We start from the raw sequence: 15,090 nt of genomic DNA on the forward strand, positions 1-15,090 counted from the left end.
TCAAAACCGGTAATACGTAACCGGCTTTGAGAAAATTTTTATCAAAATCAAGAACGGCGTTTGGTTGCGGAGTCCATCCATACTGCCAGCAACAGAATCGCACCTTTAACGATATACTGCCAGAAGGTCGGTACATCCATCATACTCATGCCGTTATCCAGTGAAGCCATGATAAATGCCCCCATTACTGCTCCGGCAACGCTTCCCACACCGCCAGCCAGGCTGGTGCCGCCAATCACGCATGCTGCAATTGCGTCCAGTTCGGCGATATTTCCCGCAGAAGGTGAACCAGCGCCAAGTCGAGAACTAAGGATTAATCCGGCGATGGCTACCATTAATCCGTTAATCGCGAACACGGCAAGTTTGGTGCGTTCAACGTTAATCCCGGAGAGACGTGCTGCTTCCAGATTGCCGCCGATGGCATAAATGCGTCGTCCAAATGCCGTCCGCGTTGCCATAAACATTCCGCCGAGTAACAGCAACGTCAGCAGCAGAACAGGAGTGGGAACGCCACGGTAATCATTCAACAGCCAGATTGCGCCTAATACGATGATAGCGGTTAAAGCCTGGCGACCGACTACTGCGGTAGAGGCCGGAGACTGCAAACCCAAAGCCTGACGGCGCATTCTTCCGCGCCATTGCCAACCAACAAAAGCCATTAAGCCAAGCGCGCCAATGATGAAGCCAGTGCTGGCAGGTAGATAGCTTTGCCCAATTTGTGACATCGCGGCGCTGGTGGGGGAAACAGTCGTGCCGTTGGTGATGCCAATGAGTATGCCGCGAAATGCCAACATGCCCGCGAGGGTGACAATAAATGAAGGGACTTTGCGGTACGCGACCCACCATCCGTTCCAGGCACCGAGAAGCAGTCCCAGAACCAACGTCACAATGATGGTAAGTGGCAAAGGCCAGCCTAACCAGACGTCACAAATCGCCGCGACGCCACCTAATAGCCCCATCATTGAGCCGACGGAAAGGTCGATTTCAGCAGAAATTATGACGAACACCATTCCTACCGCGAGGATGCCGGTAATCGCGGTCTGGCGTAACAGGTTGGAGACGTTACGGGCGCTTAAGTAGGCACCATCGGTGGTCCAGGTAAAGAACAGCATGATTGCGATGATAGCTGCAATCATCACGAAGACCTGCAAATTCAGTGATTTCAGCCCGGAAAAGCCACCGGATGTCGGTACGGCCAATTTCACTTCAGACGGATTGCTTTTCGACATGATGTTCGCTCCTCAATGCGGCTTCCATCACCTGCTCCTGAGTCAGGTTATGATTTATCAGGTTGGCTTTTAGTTTCCCTTCATGCATCACCAGTACCCGATCGCTAAGGCCGAGCACTTCAGGTAATTCGGAAGAGATGACAATAACGGCAATACCCTGCTGGACGAGTTGGTTAATTAATTTGTAGATCTCGTATTTCGCGCCAATATCGATACCCCTGGTAGGTTCATCAAGAATGAGGATGCGCGGGTTAAGTAACAGACAGCGAGCGAGGATCGCTTTTTGCTGATTGCCGCCGCTCAAACGTCCAATAGCAAGGTCGGGGGACGACGTTTTAACTTTGAGTTGCTGAATTGATTCCAGAATACATTTTTGCTCTGCCGCGTCATCAAGCTGGCTAATGCCACCGGTAAATTTATTGAGTGCGGCGAGGGTAATATTTTTACCAACCGCCATTACCGGAACGATGCCGTCGCGCTTTCTGTCTTCGGGTACCATCGCAATCCCCTGGGCGATGGCTTGCTGACAGTTACGAATATCTACCTGTTTGCCATCAATATAAATTTTTCCTTCCCATTGTCCGGGCCACACGCCAAACAGGCACTGAATGGTCTCGGTACGTCCGGCACCAACGAGTCCGGCAATACCCAGTATTTCGCCACGTTTCAGGGAAAACGAGACATCATTAACTCGTTTAATATGACGATTGACCGGATGCCATGCCGTCAGATGTTCAATACGTAATATTTCATCTCCGGTGGTATGTGGTTCATTAGGGTAAAGCGCGGTTAACTCTCGCCCGACCATCATGGTGATAATATCGTCTTCACTCATTCCGGCAGCATCACGCGTACCAATGTGCTGTCCGTCGCGAATAACGCAAATCGTATCGGAAATCGCTTTGACTTCGTTGAGTTTGTGCGAAATATAAATACAGGCGATACCGTGCTGTTGTAGATCGCGAATAATATCCAGTAAAACCGACGTTTCCTGCTCAGTTAATGAGGCTGTCGGTTCATCGAGAATTAACAAGCGCACCTGTTTATTAAGTGCCTTGGCAATTTCAACCAGTTGTTGTTGCCCAAGCCCTAAATCGCCAACGCGGGTATCAGGTGAAATGGATAAACTGACCTGTGCGAGCAGCTTCTGACAGCGTAGCGTCATCAGGTCATAATCCATAATGCCATTGTGGGTTATTTCGTTACCCAGGAAGATATTTTCCAGCACGGTCAATTCTTTCACCAGGGCCAATTCCTGGTGAATGATGGCGATACCTTTGCGTTCGGTATCGCGGATGTGACTCGCCTGAATCTCTTCTCCCGCAAAAATAATTTCGCCTTCGTAGGAGCCATGGGGATAAATACCACACAGCACTTTCATCAGTGTTGATTTACCAGACCCATTTTCCCCACAAAGTGAGACGATTTCGCCAGCATTCAACCGCAAGCAGACGTTATCAATCGCCTTCACACTGCCGAAGGTTTTGGTAATATTCTTCATTTCAAGTAGATAAGGCATAACGACTCCACCTAAGCCAATTCATTCACGCGGCATGGAGAGAAATCACGCCCCCGCTCCGCGCCGGGGCGTAACGCTTACAGCTCGCTCTCTTTGTGGAATCCGTCTTTAACTACCGTGTCTTTGATGTTGTTTTTATTCACATCGATCGGTGTCAGGAGGCGGGAGGGCACATCTTTCAGGCCATTATTCAGTGTGGTATCTGCTTTTGGTTCCTGACCATTGCCCAACTCAACGGCAATTTCTGCGGCAGTATTTGCCAACAACGTAATAGGTTTATACACCGTCATAGTTTGCGTACCGGCAGCAATACGTTTAATACCTGCGAGATCCGCATCCTGGCCGGAAATTGCTACTTTCCCTGATAAACCTTGCGCGCTTAATGCCTGAATTGCCCCACCTGCGGTGGCATCGTTTGAGGCAACTACAGCATCAATTTTGTTATTATTGGCGGTTAGCGCGTTTTCCATAATTTTCAATGCGTTTTCCGGTAACCAGCCATCAACCCATTGGTCACCAACGACTTTAATTTTTCCGGAATCAACGTAAGGTTTTAACACTTTCATTTGTCCGGCGCGGAACAGCTTGGCGTTGTTATCTACCGGCGAGCCGCCCATCAGGAAGTAATTACCTTGCGGAACAATATCGACCAGGGCTTTTGCCTGCAGTTCACCGACTTTTTCGTTATCGAAAGAAATATAGAAATCGATATCCGCATCGTTAATCATACGATCGTAAGCTAATACTTTAATACCTTCTTGTTTGGCTTCTTTTACAACGTTACTTAATACCTGACCGTTATACGGAATAATGACAAGAACATCGACACCCCGGTTTATCATGTTTTCAATCTGCGACATTTGTGTTTCTTCATTGCCATTTGCAGACTGTACAAATACTTTCGCGCCGAGAGATTCTGCCTTTTTCACAAAAATATCTCGATCTTTTTGCCAGCGTTCAAGACGGAGATCATCAATCGCCATACCTATTTTGACTTCTTTGGCGTGTGCCGCAACGTTGGTAAGCAGAAGTGAGGTGCAAAGGGTGAGTAGAATGTTCTTTATTTTCATGGTGTAGGGCCTTCTGTAGTTAGAGGACAGCTTTAATAAGTAACAATCACCGCGATAAACGTAACCAATTTTTAGCAACTAAACAGGGGAAAACAATTACAGATTTTTATCTTTCGATTACGATTTTTGGTTTATTTCTTGATTTATGACCGAGATCTTACTTTTGTTGCGCAATTGTACTTATTGCATTTTTCTCTTCGAGGAATTACCCAGTTTCATCATTCCATTTTATTTTGCGAGCGAGCGCACACTTGTGAATTATCTCAATAGCAGTGTGAAATAACATAATTGAGCAACTGAAAGGGAGTGCCCAATATTACGACATCATCCATCACCCGCGGCATTACCTGATTATGGAGTTCAATATGCAAGCCTATTTTGACCAGCTCGATCGCGTTCGTTATGAAGGCTCAAAATCCTCAAACCCGTTAGCATTCCGTCACTACAATCCCGACGAACTGGTGTTGGGCAAGCGTATGGAAGAGCACTTGCGTTTTGCCGCCTGCTACTGGCACACATTCTGCTGGAACGGGGCGGACATGTTTGGTGTGGGGGCGTTTAATCGTCCGTGGCAGCAGCCTGGTGAGGCACTGGCGTTGGCGAAGCGTAAAGCAGATGTCGCATTTGAGTTTTTCCACAAGTTACATGTGCCATTTTATTGCTTCCACGATGTGGATGTTTCCCCTGAGGGCGCGTCGTTAAAAGAGTACATCAATAATTTTGCGCAAATGGTTGATGTCCTGGCAGGCAAGCAAGAAGAGAGCGGCGTGAAGCTGCTGTGGGGAACCGCTAACTGCTTTACAAACCCTCGCTATGGCGCGGGTGCGGCGACGAACCCAGATCCTGAAGTCTTCAGTTGGGCGGCAACGCAAGTTGTTACAGCGATGGAAGCAACCCATAAATTGGGCGGTGAAAACTATGTCCTGTGGGGCGGTCGTGAAGGTTACGAAACGCTGTTAAATACCGACTTGCGTCAGGAGCGTGAACAGCTGGGCCGCTTTATGCAGATGGTGGTTGAGCATAAACATAAAATCGGTTTCCAGGGCACGTTGCTTATCGAACCGAAACCGCAAGAACCGACCAAACATCAATATGATTACGATGCCGCGACGGTCTATGGCTTCCTGAAACAGTTTGGTCTGGAAAAAGAGATTAAACTGAACATTGAAGCTAACCACGCGACGCTGGCAGGTCACTCTTTCCATCATGAAATTGCCACCGCCATTGCGCTTGGCCTGTTCGGTTCTGTCGACGCCAACCGTGGCGATGCGCAACTGGGCTGGGACACCGACCAGTTCCCGAACAGTGTGGAAGAGAATGCGCTGGTGATGTATGAAATTCTCAAAGCAGGCGGTTTCACCACCGGTGGTCTGAACTTCGATGCCAAAGTACGTCGTCAAAGTACTGATAAATATGATCTGTTTTACGGTCATATCGGCGCGATGGATACGATGGCACTGGCGCTGAAAATTGCAGCGCGCATGATTGAAGATGGCGAGCTGGATAAACGCATCGCGCAGCGTTATTCCGGCTGGAATAGCGAATTGGGCCAGCAAATCCTGAAAGGCCAAATGTCACTGGCAGATTTAGCCAAATATGCTCAGGAACATAATTTGTCTCCGGTGCATCAGAGTGGTCGCCAGGAGCAACTGGAAAATCTGGTAAATCATTATCTGTTCGACAAATAACGGCTAACTGTGCAGTCCGTTGGCCCGGTTATCGGTAGCGATACCGGGCATTTTTTTAAGGAACGATCGATATGTATATCGGGATAGATCTTGGCACCTCGGGCGTAAAAGTTATTTTGCTCAACGAGCAGGGTGAGGTGGTTGCTTCGCAAACGGAAAAGCTGACCGTTTCGCGCCCGCATCCACTCTGGTCGGAACAAGACCCGGAACAGTGGTGGCAGGCAACTGATCGCGCAATGAAAGCTCTGGGCGATCAGCATTCTCTGCAGGACGTTAAAGCATTGGGTATTGCCGGCCAGATGCATGGAGCAACCTTACTGGATGCTCAACAACGGGTATTGCGCCCTGCCATTTTGTGGAACGACGGGCGCTGTGCGCAAGAGTGCACTTTGCTGGAAGCGAGAGTTCCGCAATCACGAGTGATTACCGGCAACCTGATGATGCCCGGATTTACTGCGCCTAAATTGCTATGGGTTCAGCGGCATGAGCCGGAGATATTCCGTCAAATCGACAAAGTATTATTACCGAAAGATTACTTGCGTCTGCGTATGACGGGGGAGTTTGCCAGCGATATGTCTGACGCAGCTGGCACCATGTGGCTGGATGTCGCAAAGCGTGACTGGAGTGACGTCATGCTGCAGGCTTGCGACTTATCTCGTGACCAGATGCCCGCATTATATGAAGGCAGCGAAATTACTGGTGCTTTGTTACCTGAAGTTGCGAAAGCGTGGGGTATGGCGACGGTGCCAGTTGTCGCAGGCGGTGGCGACAATGCAGCTGGTGCAGTTGGTGTGGGAATGGTTGATGCTAATCAGGCAATGTTATCGCTGGGGACGTCGGGGGTCTATTTTGCTGTCAGCGAAGGGTTCTTAAGCAAGCCAGAAAGCGCTGTACACAGCTTTTGCCATGCGCTACCGCAGCGTTGGCATTTAATGTCTGTAATGCTGAGTGCAGCATCGTGTCTGGATTGGGTCGCGAAATTAACCGGCCTGTGCAATGTCCCAGCTTTAATCGCTGCAGCTCAACAGGCTGATGAAAGTGCCGAGCCAGTTTGGTTTCTGCCTTATCTTTCCGGCGAGCGTACACCACACAATAATCCCCAGGCGAAGGGGGTTTTCTTTGGTTTGACTCATCAACATGGCCCCAATGAACTGGCGCGAGCAGTGCTGGAAGGCGTGGGTTATGCGCTGGCAGATGGCATGGATGTCGTGCATGCCTGCGGCATTAAACCGCAAAGTGTTACGTTGATTGGTGGCGGGGCGCGTAGTGAGTACTGGCGTCAGATGCTGGCGGATATCAGCGGTCAGCAGCTCGATTACCGTACGGGGGGGGATGTGGGGCCAGCACTGGGCGCAGCAAGGCTGGCGCAGATTGCGGCGAATCCAGAGAAATCGCTCATTGAGTTGTTGCCGCAGCTACCGTTAGAACAGTCGCATCTACCAGATGCGCAGCGTTATGCCGCTTATCAGCCACGACGTGAAACGTTCCGTCGCCTCTATCAGCAACTTCTGCCATTAATGGCGTAAACGTTATCCCCTGCCTGACCGGGTGGGGGATAATTCACATCTATATATCTCACTAATTAATTAATATTTAGTATGAATTTATTCTGAAAATCATTTGTTAATGGCATTTTTCAGTTTTGTCTTTCGTTGGTTACTCGTAATGTATCGCTGGTAGATATGGAGATCGTTATGAAAACCTCAAAAACTGTGGCAAAACTATTATTTGTTGTCGGGGCGCTGGTTTATCTGGTTGGGCTATGGATCTCATGCCCATTGCTAAGTGGAAAAGGCTATTTTCTTGGCGTGTTAATGACAGCAACTTTTGGTAACTATGCATATCTTCGCGCAGAGAAACTCGGGCAACTGGATAATTTTTTTACCCATATCTGCCAGTTAGTTGCGTTAATCACTATCGGTCTCTTGTTTATCGGTGTTTTAAATGCACCTATCAATGCTTATGAAATGGTGATCTACCCCATCGCCTTTTTTGTCTGCTTGTTTGGTCAAATGCGTTTGTTTCGCTCGGTATGAGCAACATAAAGCTCTTACACATTCAGGAATGAAAGGAATACTGTGATGGACAACAAAATATCAACCTATTCACCGGCCTTTAGTATTGTGTCATGGATAGCTCTCGTTGGTGGTATCGTTACCTATCTGTTAGGGCTATGGAATGCAGAGATGCAGTTAAATGAAAAAGGGTATTATTTTGCCGTACTGGTGTTAGGACTGTTTTCTGCTGCGTCTTATCAAAAGACCGTTCGGGACAAGTATGAAGGCATACCGACCACTTCCATTTATTATATGACCTGCCTGACTGTCTTTATTATCTCTGTTGCATTACTGATGGTAGGTCTGTGGAATGCGACATTATTACTCAGTGAAAAAGGTTTTTATGGACTGGCTTTCTTCTTAAGCTTGTTTGGTGCAGTAGCGGTGCAGAAGAATATTCGTGATACCGGAATAAACCCGCCAAAAGAAACACAGGTTACCCAGGAAGAATACAGCGAATAATTCACGTAAGCCCGGTCAGTCCAATGTGAACGGGCTTTTACTTAACTCACTAATCTGTTTCTGTCGATTCGTTGTACCAGCATAGAAAGTAACAAACTCGCTGCCAACGTCGCGCAAAAGATCCAAATAATATCCAGTATTGGCCAATTTTTAAGCTCAATTCCCCGGGTGCGCAGCGCATGGATAATCAAGGCGTGGAATCCGTATATACCCAATGAATGGCGGGAGATTAAGCCAAGTCCGCGAATGGTACGCGTATCCAGCGTGTTTTTAACCAGAGTCAATAGCGCGATTGCGCAGATAAAAACCATCGGCCCACAGTAAAGATACCAGGTATCGGCAAAATTTCCGCGCCACTGCAATTCATATAATGTCCCGCGAGAGATAATAAAAACCCCCGTCGCAAACAGCGCGGCGCTCACCCACGACAGTGCTTTATGCTGTGTGTCCATCATCCCTATAGCGCGGCCCAACATGCCATACAGAATGTAGTAAAAAGTATCGCCATTGATATATAAGTTAATTGGCAGCCATTCAAAACCGTCAATTTTCTGCGGCACTGTGTTTGGGTTAGCGATAATGCCAATCACCACCATTAGCACCAGCAACATTTTTCCGCCGACGTTCTTCACCTGAATCAGCGGTGAAACCAGATAAATCACCGCAATCGCGAAGAAAAACCACAAGTGGTAAAACACTGGCTTTTGCAGCAGGTTTTTCAGCGCTAACTCCATATTGATGGAGGTAAACAGCGCAATGTAGAGCAGTGCGATTGCGCTATAAAAAATCAGACATAAGCCGATACGCAAGAAATGGCGCGGCTGGGCGCTGCGTTCGCCAAAAAAGAGATAGCCGGAAATCATGAAAAATAGCGGCACGCTGACACGAGAGGCAGAATTCAGAACATTGGCGATATCCCAGGTGACGGGGCTAACACTATGAGCATTGGTCACATACCAGGTAGTGGTGTGAATCATCACCACCATTAAACACGCTATCCCTCGCAGGTTATCAATCCAGTAAATTTTGGGCTGCATCTGTGTCTCTGTATCTGGTTAAAAAAAGTCTGACCGATAAATCATTCAGTTGGCGCACTGGAATAATCTGAGTTTTATCACTACAGCTTATAGAGGCTTAAGGAAATTCGTAAGATATCAGCCACTATACCGATATAAATAATAAGACTCACCTGCAAACCAGACGGTAATTTAATGATGATGAACGCTTTCTTTCCGGCAATGGCGCTTATGGTGCTAGTGGGTTGTTCTACACCGTCACCCGTGCAGAAAGCACAACGGGTAAAGGTTGATCCTCTGCGTTCGTTGAATATGGAAGCGTTATGCAAGGATCAGGCGGCAAAACGTTATAACACCGGCGAGCAAAAAATCGACGTCACCGCCTTCGAACAGTTCCAGGGAAGCTATGAAATGCGCGGTTATACCTTCCGTAAAGAGCAGTTTGTCTGTTCTTTTGACGCAGATGGCCATTTTTTGCATCTTTCCATGCGTTAAGCCCTGCTTTTTCCCGTTTCGTACTGTATATCTTCCATCCAGCGGGTATACTGATCCCTTCCTTTAAATCCACACGTATCCAGCACGAAATAATATGCAAAAGTTTGATACCAGGACCTTCCAGGGCTTGATCCTGACCTTACAGGATTACTGGGCTCGCCAGGGCTGCACCATTGTTCAACCATTGGACATGGAAGTCGGCGCGGGAACCTCTCACCCAATGACCTGTCTGCGCGCGCTGGGGCCAGAACCGATGGCGGCTGCTTATGTTCAGCCTTCTCGTCGCCCGACCGATGGTCGCTACGGCGAAAACCCCAACCGTTTACAGCACTACTATCAGTTCCAGGTGGTCATTAAGCCATCGCCGGACAATATTCAGGAGCTGTACCTCGGTTCTCTGAAAGAGCTGGGCATGGACCCGACTATTCACGACATCCGTTTCGTGGAAGATAACTGGGAAAACCCGACTCTGGGTGCCTGGGGACTGGGCTGGGAAGTGTGGCTAAACGGCATGGAAGTGACGCAGTTCACTTACTTCCAGCAGGTTGGTGGTCTGGAGTGTAAACCGGTTACCGGCGAGATCACCTACGGTCTGGAACGTCTGGCCATGTACATTCAGGGCGTAGACAGCGTTTACGACCTGGTCTGGAGCGACGGCCCGCTGGGTAAAACCACCTACGGCGACGTGTTCCATCAGAACGAAGTGGAGCAGTCCACTTACAACTTCGAATACGCGGATGTGGACTTCCTGTTCACCTGCTTTGAGCAGTACGAGAAAGAAGCGCAGCAGCTGCTGGCGCTGGAAAATCCGCTGCCGCTGCCAGCCTACGAGCGTATTCTGAAAGCCGCCCACAGCTTCAACCTGCTGGATGCGCGTAAAGCCATCTCCGTCACCGAGCGTCAGCGCTACATTCTGCGCATTCGCACCCTGACCAAAGCAGTGGCAGAAGCATACTACGCTTCCCGTGAAGCCCTCGGCTTCCCGATGTGCAACAAAGATAAGTAAGAGGCGGCTATGTCTGAGAAAACTTTTCTGGTGGAAATCGGCACTGAAGAGCTGCCACCAAAAGCACTGCGCAGCCTGGCTGAGTCCTTTGCTGCGAATTTTACTGCGGAGCTGGATAACGCTGGCCTCGCACACGGCACCGTTCAATGGTTTGCTGCTCCGCGTCGTCTGGCGCTGAAAGTAGCTAACCTGGCGGAAGCGCAACCGGATCGTGAAATCGAAAAACGCGGCCCGGCGATTGCCCAGGCGTTCGACGCTGAAGGCAAACCGAGCAAAGCGGCAGAAGGTTGGGCGCGTGGTTGCGGTATTACCGTTGACCAGGCTGAGCGTCTGACTACCGATAAAGGCGAATGGCTGCTGTATCGCGCCCATGTGAAGGGCGAAAGCACCGAAGCACTGCTGCCGAATATGGTTGCGACTTCTCTGGCGAAACTGCCGATCCCGAAACTGATGCGTTGGGGCGCAAGCGACGTGCACTTCGTGCGTCCGGTGCACACCGTGACCCTGCTGCTGGGCGACAAAGTCATTCCGGCAACCATTCTGGGCATTCAGTCCGATCGCGTGATTCGCGGCCACCGCTTTATGGGCGAACCGGAATTCACCATCGACAACGCCGATCAGTATCCGGAAATTCTGCGTGAGCGCGGGAAAGTCATCGCCGATTACGAAGAACGTAAAGCGAAGATTAAAGCCGATGCCGAAGAAGCAGCGCGTAAGATTGGCGGTAACGCTGACTTAAGCGAAAGCCTGCTGGAAGAAGTGGCTTCGCTGGTGGAGTGGCCGGTCGTTCTGACCGCAAAATTCGAAGAGAAATTCCTCGCGGTGCCGGCTGAAGCCCTGGTTTACACCATGAAAGGTGACCAGAAATACTTCCCGGTGTATGCGAACGATGGCAAACTGCTGCCGAACTTCATCTTCGTTGCCAACATCGAATCGAAAGATCCGCAGCAAATTATCTCTGGTAACGAGAAAGTCGTTCGTCCACGTCTGGCGGATGCCGAGTTCTTCTTCAATACCGACCGTAAAAAACGTCTGGAAGATAACCTGCCGCGCCTGCAAACCGTGCTGTTCCAGCAACAGCTGGGTACGCTGCGCGACAAAACTGACCGCATCCAGGCGCTGGCTGGCTGGATTGCTGAACAGATTGGCGCTGACGTTAACCACGCAACCCGTGCGGGCCTGCTGTCTAAGTGTGACCTGATGACCAACATGGTCTTCGAGTTCACCGACACCCAGGGCGTTATGGGGATGCACTATGCGCGTCACGATGGCGAAGCGGAAGATGTCGCGGTGGCGCTGAATGAGCAGTATCAGCCGCGCTTTGCCGGTGATGACCTGCCGTCTAACCCGGTAGCCTGTGCGCTGGCGATTGCTGACAAGATGGATACTCTGGCGGGTATCTTCGGTATCGGCCAGCATCCGAAAGGCGACAAAGACCCGTTTGCGCTGCGTCGTGCCGCACTTGGCGTGCTGCGAATTATCGTTGAGAAGAACCTCAACCTTGATCTGCAAACGCTGACCGAAGAAGCAGTGCGTCTGTATGGCGATAAGCTGACTAACGCCAACGTGGTTGATGATGTTATCGACTTTATGCTCGGTCGCTTCCGCGCCTGGTATCAGGACGAAGGTTACACCGTTGACACCATCCAGGCGGTACTGGCGCGTCGTCCGACTCGTCCGGCTGATTTCGATGCCCGCATGAAAGCGGTATCGCACTTCCGTACCCTTGAAGCAGCTGCTGCACTGGCGGCGGCGAACAAGCGTGTCTCCAACATTTTGGCGAAATCTGACGAAGTGCTGAGCGACCGCGTGAATGCCTCTACCCTGAAAGAGCCGGAAGAAATTAAACTGGCGATGCAGGTTGTGGTGCTACGTGACAAGCTGGAGCCGTACTTTGCGGAAGGTCGTTACCAGGATGCGCTGGTCGAACTGGCAGAGCTGCGTGAGCCGGTTGATGCTTTCTTCGATAAAGTGATGGTCATGGTTGATGACAAAGAATTGCGTCTCAACCGTCTGACCATGCTGGAGAAACTGCGCGAACTGTTCCTGCGCGTTGCGGATATTTCGCTGTTGCAGTAATAACGCCGTTATTAAAAAGCCTGCCATCTGGCAGGCTTTTTTTATTATCGCTAAATAATACAGCAACCTTTAATAATCTTCTGCTGAATAAAGATTATCTCATATATTAATTTTATGAGGTTTTTTTAGGATTATATCAAGGAGAAGAAACAAACTTATTAAGCTAGAATAGCCACGGGTGCTTGAGACTGTTTGTCTCAGGTATTCACCGAAAGGCAGACAGAGAAAAGCCCCACCTGACTATAAATCAAAGTGTACTGCACCCATTTTGTTGGACGATGAAATGGAATAGCCCCTGATATGTCAAAGCCAAAATACCCTTTTGAAAAGCGCCTTGAAGTCGTGAATCACTACTTCACTACTGATGATGGTTACAGGATCATCTCGGCACGTTTTGGTGTCCCCCGAACCCAGGTCAGGACATGGGTTGCCCTCTATGAAAAACATGGAGAAAAAGGTTTAATTCCCAAACCTAAAGGTGTTAGTGCTGATCCTGAGTTGCGTATTAAGGTCGTGAAAGCGGTGATCGAGCAGCACATGTCCCTTAATCAGGCTGCTGCTCACTTTATGCTTGCTGGTAGTGGTTCTGTAGCCAGGTGGCTGAAGGTTTATGAAGAGCGCGGAGAAGCTGGTTTACGCGCGCTCAAGATTGGCACCAAAAGAAACATTGCAATATCAGTTGATCCAGAAAAAGCGGCATCAGCATTGGAGCTGTCAAAAGACCGACGCATTGAGGATCTTGAAAGGCAAGTTCGATTTCTTGAAACGCGGCTTGTGTATCTAAAAAAGCTGAAAGCCTTAGCTCATCCCACGAAAAAGTGAAAGTACTCAACGAGCTAAGGCAGTTTTATCCTCTTGATGAGCTTCTCAGGGCTGCGGAGATACCGCGCAGTACGTTTTATTACCATCTAAAGGCTCTCAGCAAGCCTGACAAGTATGCGGACGTTAAAAAGCGTATTGGTGAGATTTATCATGAGAATAGAGGCCGATACGGATACCGTAGGGTAACGCTGTCTCTTCATCGAGAAGGGAAACAGATTAACCATAAAGCTGTTCAGCGCCTGATGGGAATCCTCTCACTGAAGGCAGCGATTAAGGTCAAGCGATACCGCTCTTACAGAGGAGAGGTAGGGCAAACCGCCCCCAATGTTCTCCAAAGAGATTTCAAGGCTACGCGGCCAAACGAGAAGTGGGTTACCGATGTTACTGAATTTGCAGTCAATGGGCGCAAGCTGTATTTGTCTCCAGTAATAGATCTCTTCAACAACGAAGTTATTTCTTACAGCCTTTCGGAAAGACCAGTGATGAACATGGTCGAGAATATGCTCGATCAGGCATTCAAAAAGCTTAATCCTCACGAGCATCCTGTTCTGCACTCTGACCAGGGATGGCAGTATCGTATGAGAAGATATCAAAATATCCTTAAAGAACATGGTATTAAACAAAGCATGTCCAGAAAAGGCAATTGTCTGGATAATGCTGTGGTGGAGTGTTTCTTTGGAACCTTAAAGTCGGAGTGTTTTTATCTTGATGAGTTCAGTAATATAAGCGAGCTGAAGGATGCTGTTACGGAATATATTGAATACTACAACAGCAGAAGAATTAGCCTGAAATTAAAAGGTCTGACTCCAATTGAATATCGGAATCAGACCTATATGCCTCGTGTTTAACTGTCCAACTTTCTGGGGTCAGTACAAAGTGAGGCTACCCTATGCCTGAACACCATAAGGTTAGCCTCTTACTCGTTGGAAATCAACACAGGGGGCTGGGAATGCCGCAGAAATATAGATTACTTTCTTTAATAGTGATTTGTTTCACGCTTTTATTTTTCACCTGGATGATAAGAGATTCACTGTGTGAATTGCATATTAAACAGGGGAGTTATGAGCTGGCGGCATTTTTAGCCTGCAATTTAAAAGAGTAAGAGTCTTCGGCGGGAAGTTATTCCCGCCTTTCTTACGGCGTTGCGCATTCTCATTGCACCCAAATTTATTTTTCACAAAAATAATACTAGATTTTATTACGCGATCGATTATTTATTTCCTGAAAAACAAATAAAAAAATCCCCGCCAAATGGCAGGGATCTTAGATTCTGTGCTTTTAAGCAGAGATTACAGGCTGGTTACGTTACCAGCTGCCGGGCCTTTAGCGCCGCTTTCGATGGTGAAGGACACTTTCTGACCTTCGTCCAGAGATTTGTAACCATCGTTCTGGATAGCAGAGAAGTGTACGAACACGTCTTTAGAGCCATCGTCAGGAGTGATGAAGCCGAAGCCTTTGTCAGCGTTGAACCATTTTACGATACCAGTCATTTTACCGGACATAGTGTATTACCTTTAATAATTAAGTGTGCCTTTCGGCGATATGGCGTGCTTTACAGATTTTGAAGCGTTAAAGGAATGTGCACTACGAGGGGTATCAACGATAACTCTTGAAGGGACTTGCCTTACTACACTGCTTTAATGGTCT

15 protein-coding genes are annotated in these 15,090 nt (G+C 48.7%); 9 read left to right on the forward strand and 6 right to left on the reverse strand.

The window, feature by feature from the left end:
• Positions 1 to 47: 47 nt before the first annotated feature.
• The 3 genes from xylH to xylF all read right to left on the reverse strand — a co-directional run bounded on the left by xylH (position 48) and on the right by xylF (position 3,818).
• On the reverse strand, positions 48 to 1,229 hold the full coding sequence (gene xylH, locus HGD79_RS16680; RefSeq protein WP_000045978.1) for a xylose ABC transporter permease XylH: 1,182 nt from the start codon (positions 1,227 to 1,229) through the stop codon (positions 48 to 50).
• Positions 1,207 to 2,748 carry a D-xylose ABC transporter ATP-binding protein gene (xylG, locus tag HGD79_RS16685; protein ID WP_001146479.1) on the reverse strand — a complete coding sequence of 514 codons (1,542 nt, stop codon included), beginning with the start codon at positions 2,746 to 2,748 and terminating at the stop codon, positions 1,207 to 1,209. The genes xylH and xylG overlap by 23 nt, the downstream gene beginning before the upstream one ends.
• Positions 2,749 to 2,825: 77 nt before the next feature.
• Positions 2,826 to 3,818, reverse strand: coding sequence for a D-xylose ABC transporter substrate-binding protein (xylF, locus tag HGD79_RS16690; protein WP_001296518.1), 993 nt, complete (start codon positions 3,816 to 3,818; stop codon positions 2,826 to 2,828).
• Between the two features lie 365 nt (positions 3,819 to 4,183).
• On the opposite strand from xylF, the gene xylA reads away from it, so the two are divergent.
• From xylA to yiaA, 4 genes are all read left to right on the forward strand, one after another.
• Complete coding sequence (gene xylA, locus HGD79_RS16695) at positions 4,184 to 5,506, forward strand: xylose isomerase (protein WP_001149592.1); 1,323 nt, start codon at positions 4,184 to 4,186, stop codon at positions 5,504 to 5,506.
• 71 nt (positions 5,507 to 5,577) lie between these two features.
• Positions 5,578 to 7,032, forward strand: a complete 1,455-nt coding sequence (gene xylB / locus HGD79_RS16700) for a xylulokinase (RefSeq protein WP_000275386.1) — start codon at positions 5,578 to 5,580, stop codon at positions 7,030 to 7,032.
• A gap of 168 nt (positions 7,033 to 7,200) precedes the next feature.
• Positions 7,201 to 7,542 (forward strand): inner membrane protein YiaB, encoded by a 342-nt coding sequence (gene yiaB / locus HGD79_RS16705; protein ID WP_000858193.1) that lies wholly within the window; start codon positions 7,201 to 7,203, stop codon positions 7,540 to 7,542.
• A 45-nt stretch (positions 7,543 to 7,587) separates the two neighbouring features.
• Entirely contained in the window at positions 7,588 to 8,025 is a 438-nt protein-coding gene (gene yiaA, locus HGD79_RS16710) for an inner membrane protein YiaA (RefSeq protein WP_001298726.1), read from the forward strand.
• Positions 8,026 to 8,066: 41 nt separating this feature from the next.
• Here yiaA and wecH read toward each other — a convergent pair whose 3' ends face one another.
• Positions 8,067 to 9,062 (reverse strand): O-acetyltransferase WecH, encoded by a 996-nt coding sequence (wecH, locus tag HGD79_RS16715; protein WP_001182653.1) that lies wholly within the window; start codon positions 9,060 to 9,062, stop codon positions 8,067 to 8,069.
• 174 nt (positions 9,063 to 9,236) lie between these two features.
• On the opposite strand from wecH, the gene HGD79_RS16720 reads away from it, so the two are divergent.
• The 5 genes from HGD79_RS16720 (at position 9,237) to hokA (ending at position 14,545) form a co-directional block, all read left to right on the forward strand.
• On the forward strand, positions 9,237 to 9,536 hold the full coding sequence (locus HGD79_RS16720) for a YsaB family lipoprotein (RefSeq protein ID WP_000980111.1): 300 nt from the start codon (positions 9,237 to 9,239) through the stop codon (positions 9,534 to 9,536).
• A 94-nt stretch (positions 9,537 to 9,630) separates the two neighbouring features.
• Entirely contained in the window at positions 9,631 to 10,542 is a 912-nt protein-coding gene (gene glyQ / locus HGD79_RS16725) for a glycine--tRNA ligase subunit alpha (RefSeq protein WP_001168544.1), read from the forward strand.
• 9 nt (positions 10,543 to 10,551) lie between these two features.
• Complete coding sequence (gene glyS / locus HGD79_RS16730) at positions 10,552 to 12,621, forward strand: glycine--tRNA ligase subunit beta (protein ID WP_001291774.1); 2,070 nt, start codon at positions 10,552 to 10,554, stop codon at positions 12,619 to 12,621.
• A gap of 300 nt (positions 12,622 to 12,921) precedes the next feature.
• A protein-coding gene (locus tag HGD79_RS16735; RefSeq protein WP_087522250.1) for an IS3-like element IS150 family transposase occupies positions 12,922 to 14,291 on the forward strand; the annotation gives its coding sequence in 2 pieces (ribosomal slippage) (positions 12,922 to 13,402 and positions 13,402 to 14,291; 1,371 coding nt in all).
• Positions 14,292 to 14,392: 101 nt separating this feature from the next.
• Positions 14,393 to 14,545, forward strand: a complete 153-nt coding sequence (gene hokA, locus HGD79_RS16740; protein ID WP_001135738.1) for a type I toxin-antitoxin system toxin HokA — start codon at positions 14,393 to 14,395, stop codon at positions 14,543 to 14,545.
• On the opposite strand, the gene HGD79_RS26700 is transcribed toward hokA, so the two are convergent.
• Both HGD79_RS26700 and cspA read right to left on the reverse strand, forming a co-directional pair.
• Complete coding sequence (locus HGD79_RS26700; RefSeq protein WP_212591412.1) at positions 14,534 to 14,593, reverse strand: hypothetical protein; 60 nt, start codon at positions 14,591 to 14,593, stop codon at positions 14,534 to 14,536. The genes hokA and HGD79_RS26700 overlap by 12 nt on opposite strands.
• Positions 14,594 to 14,732: 139 nt before the next feature.
• On the reverse strand, positions 14,733 to 14,945 hold the full coding sequence (gene cspA, locus HGD79_RS16745; protein ID WP_000014594.1) for an RNA chaperone/antiterminator CspA: 213 nt from the start codon (positions 14,943 to 14,945) through the stop codon (positions 14,733 to 14,735).
• Positions 14,946 to 15,090: the final 145 nt, after the last annotated feature.

Origin of the sequence: Escherichia sp. SCLE84, from assembly GCF_012584495.1 — a bacterium.
Taxonomy (GTDB): Bacteria; Pseudomonadota; Gammaproteobacteria; order Enterobacterales; family Enterobacteriaceae; genus ECMA0423.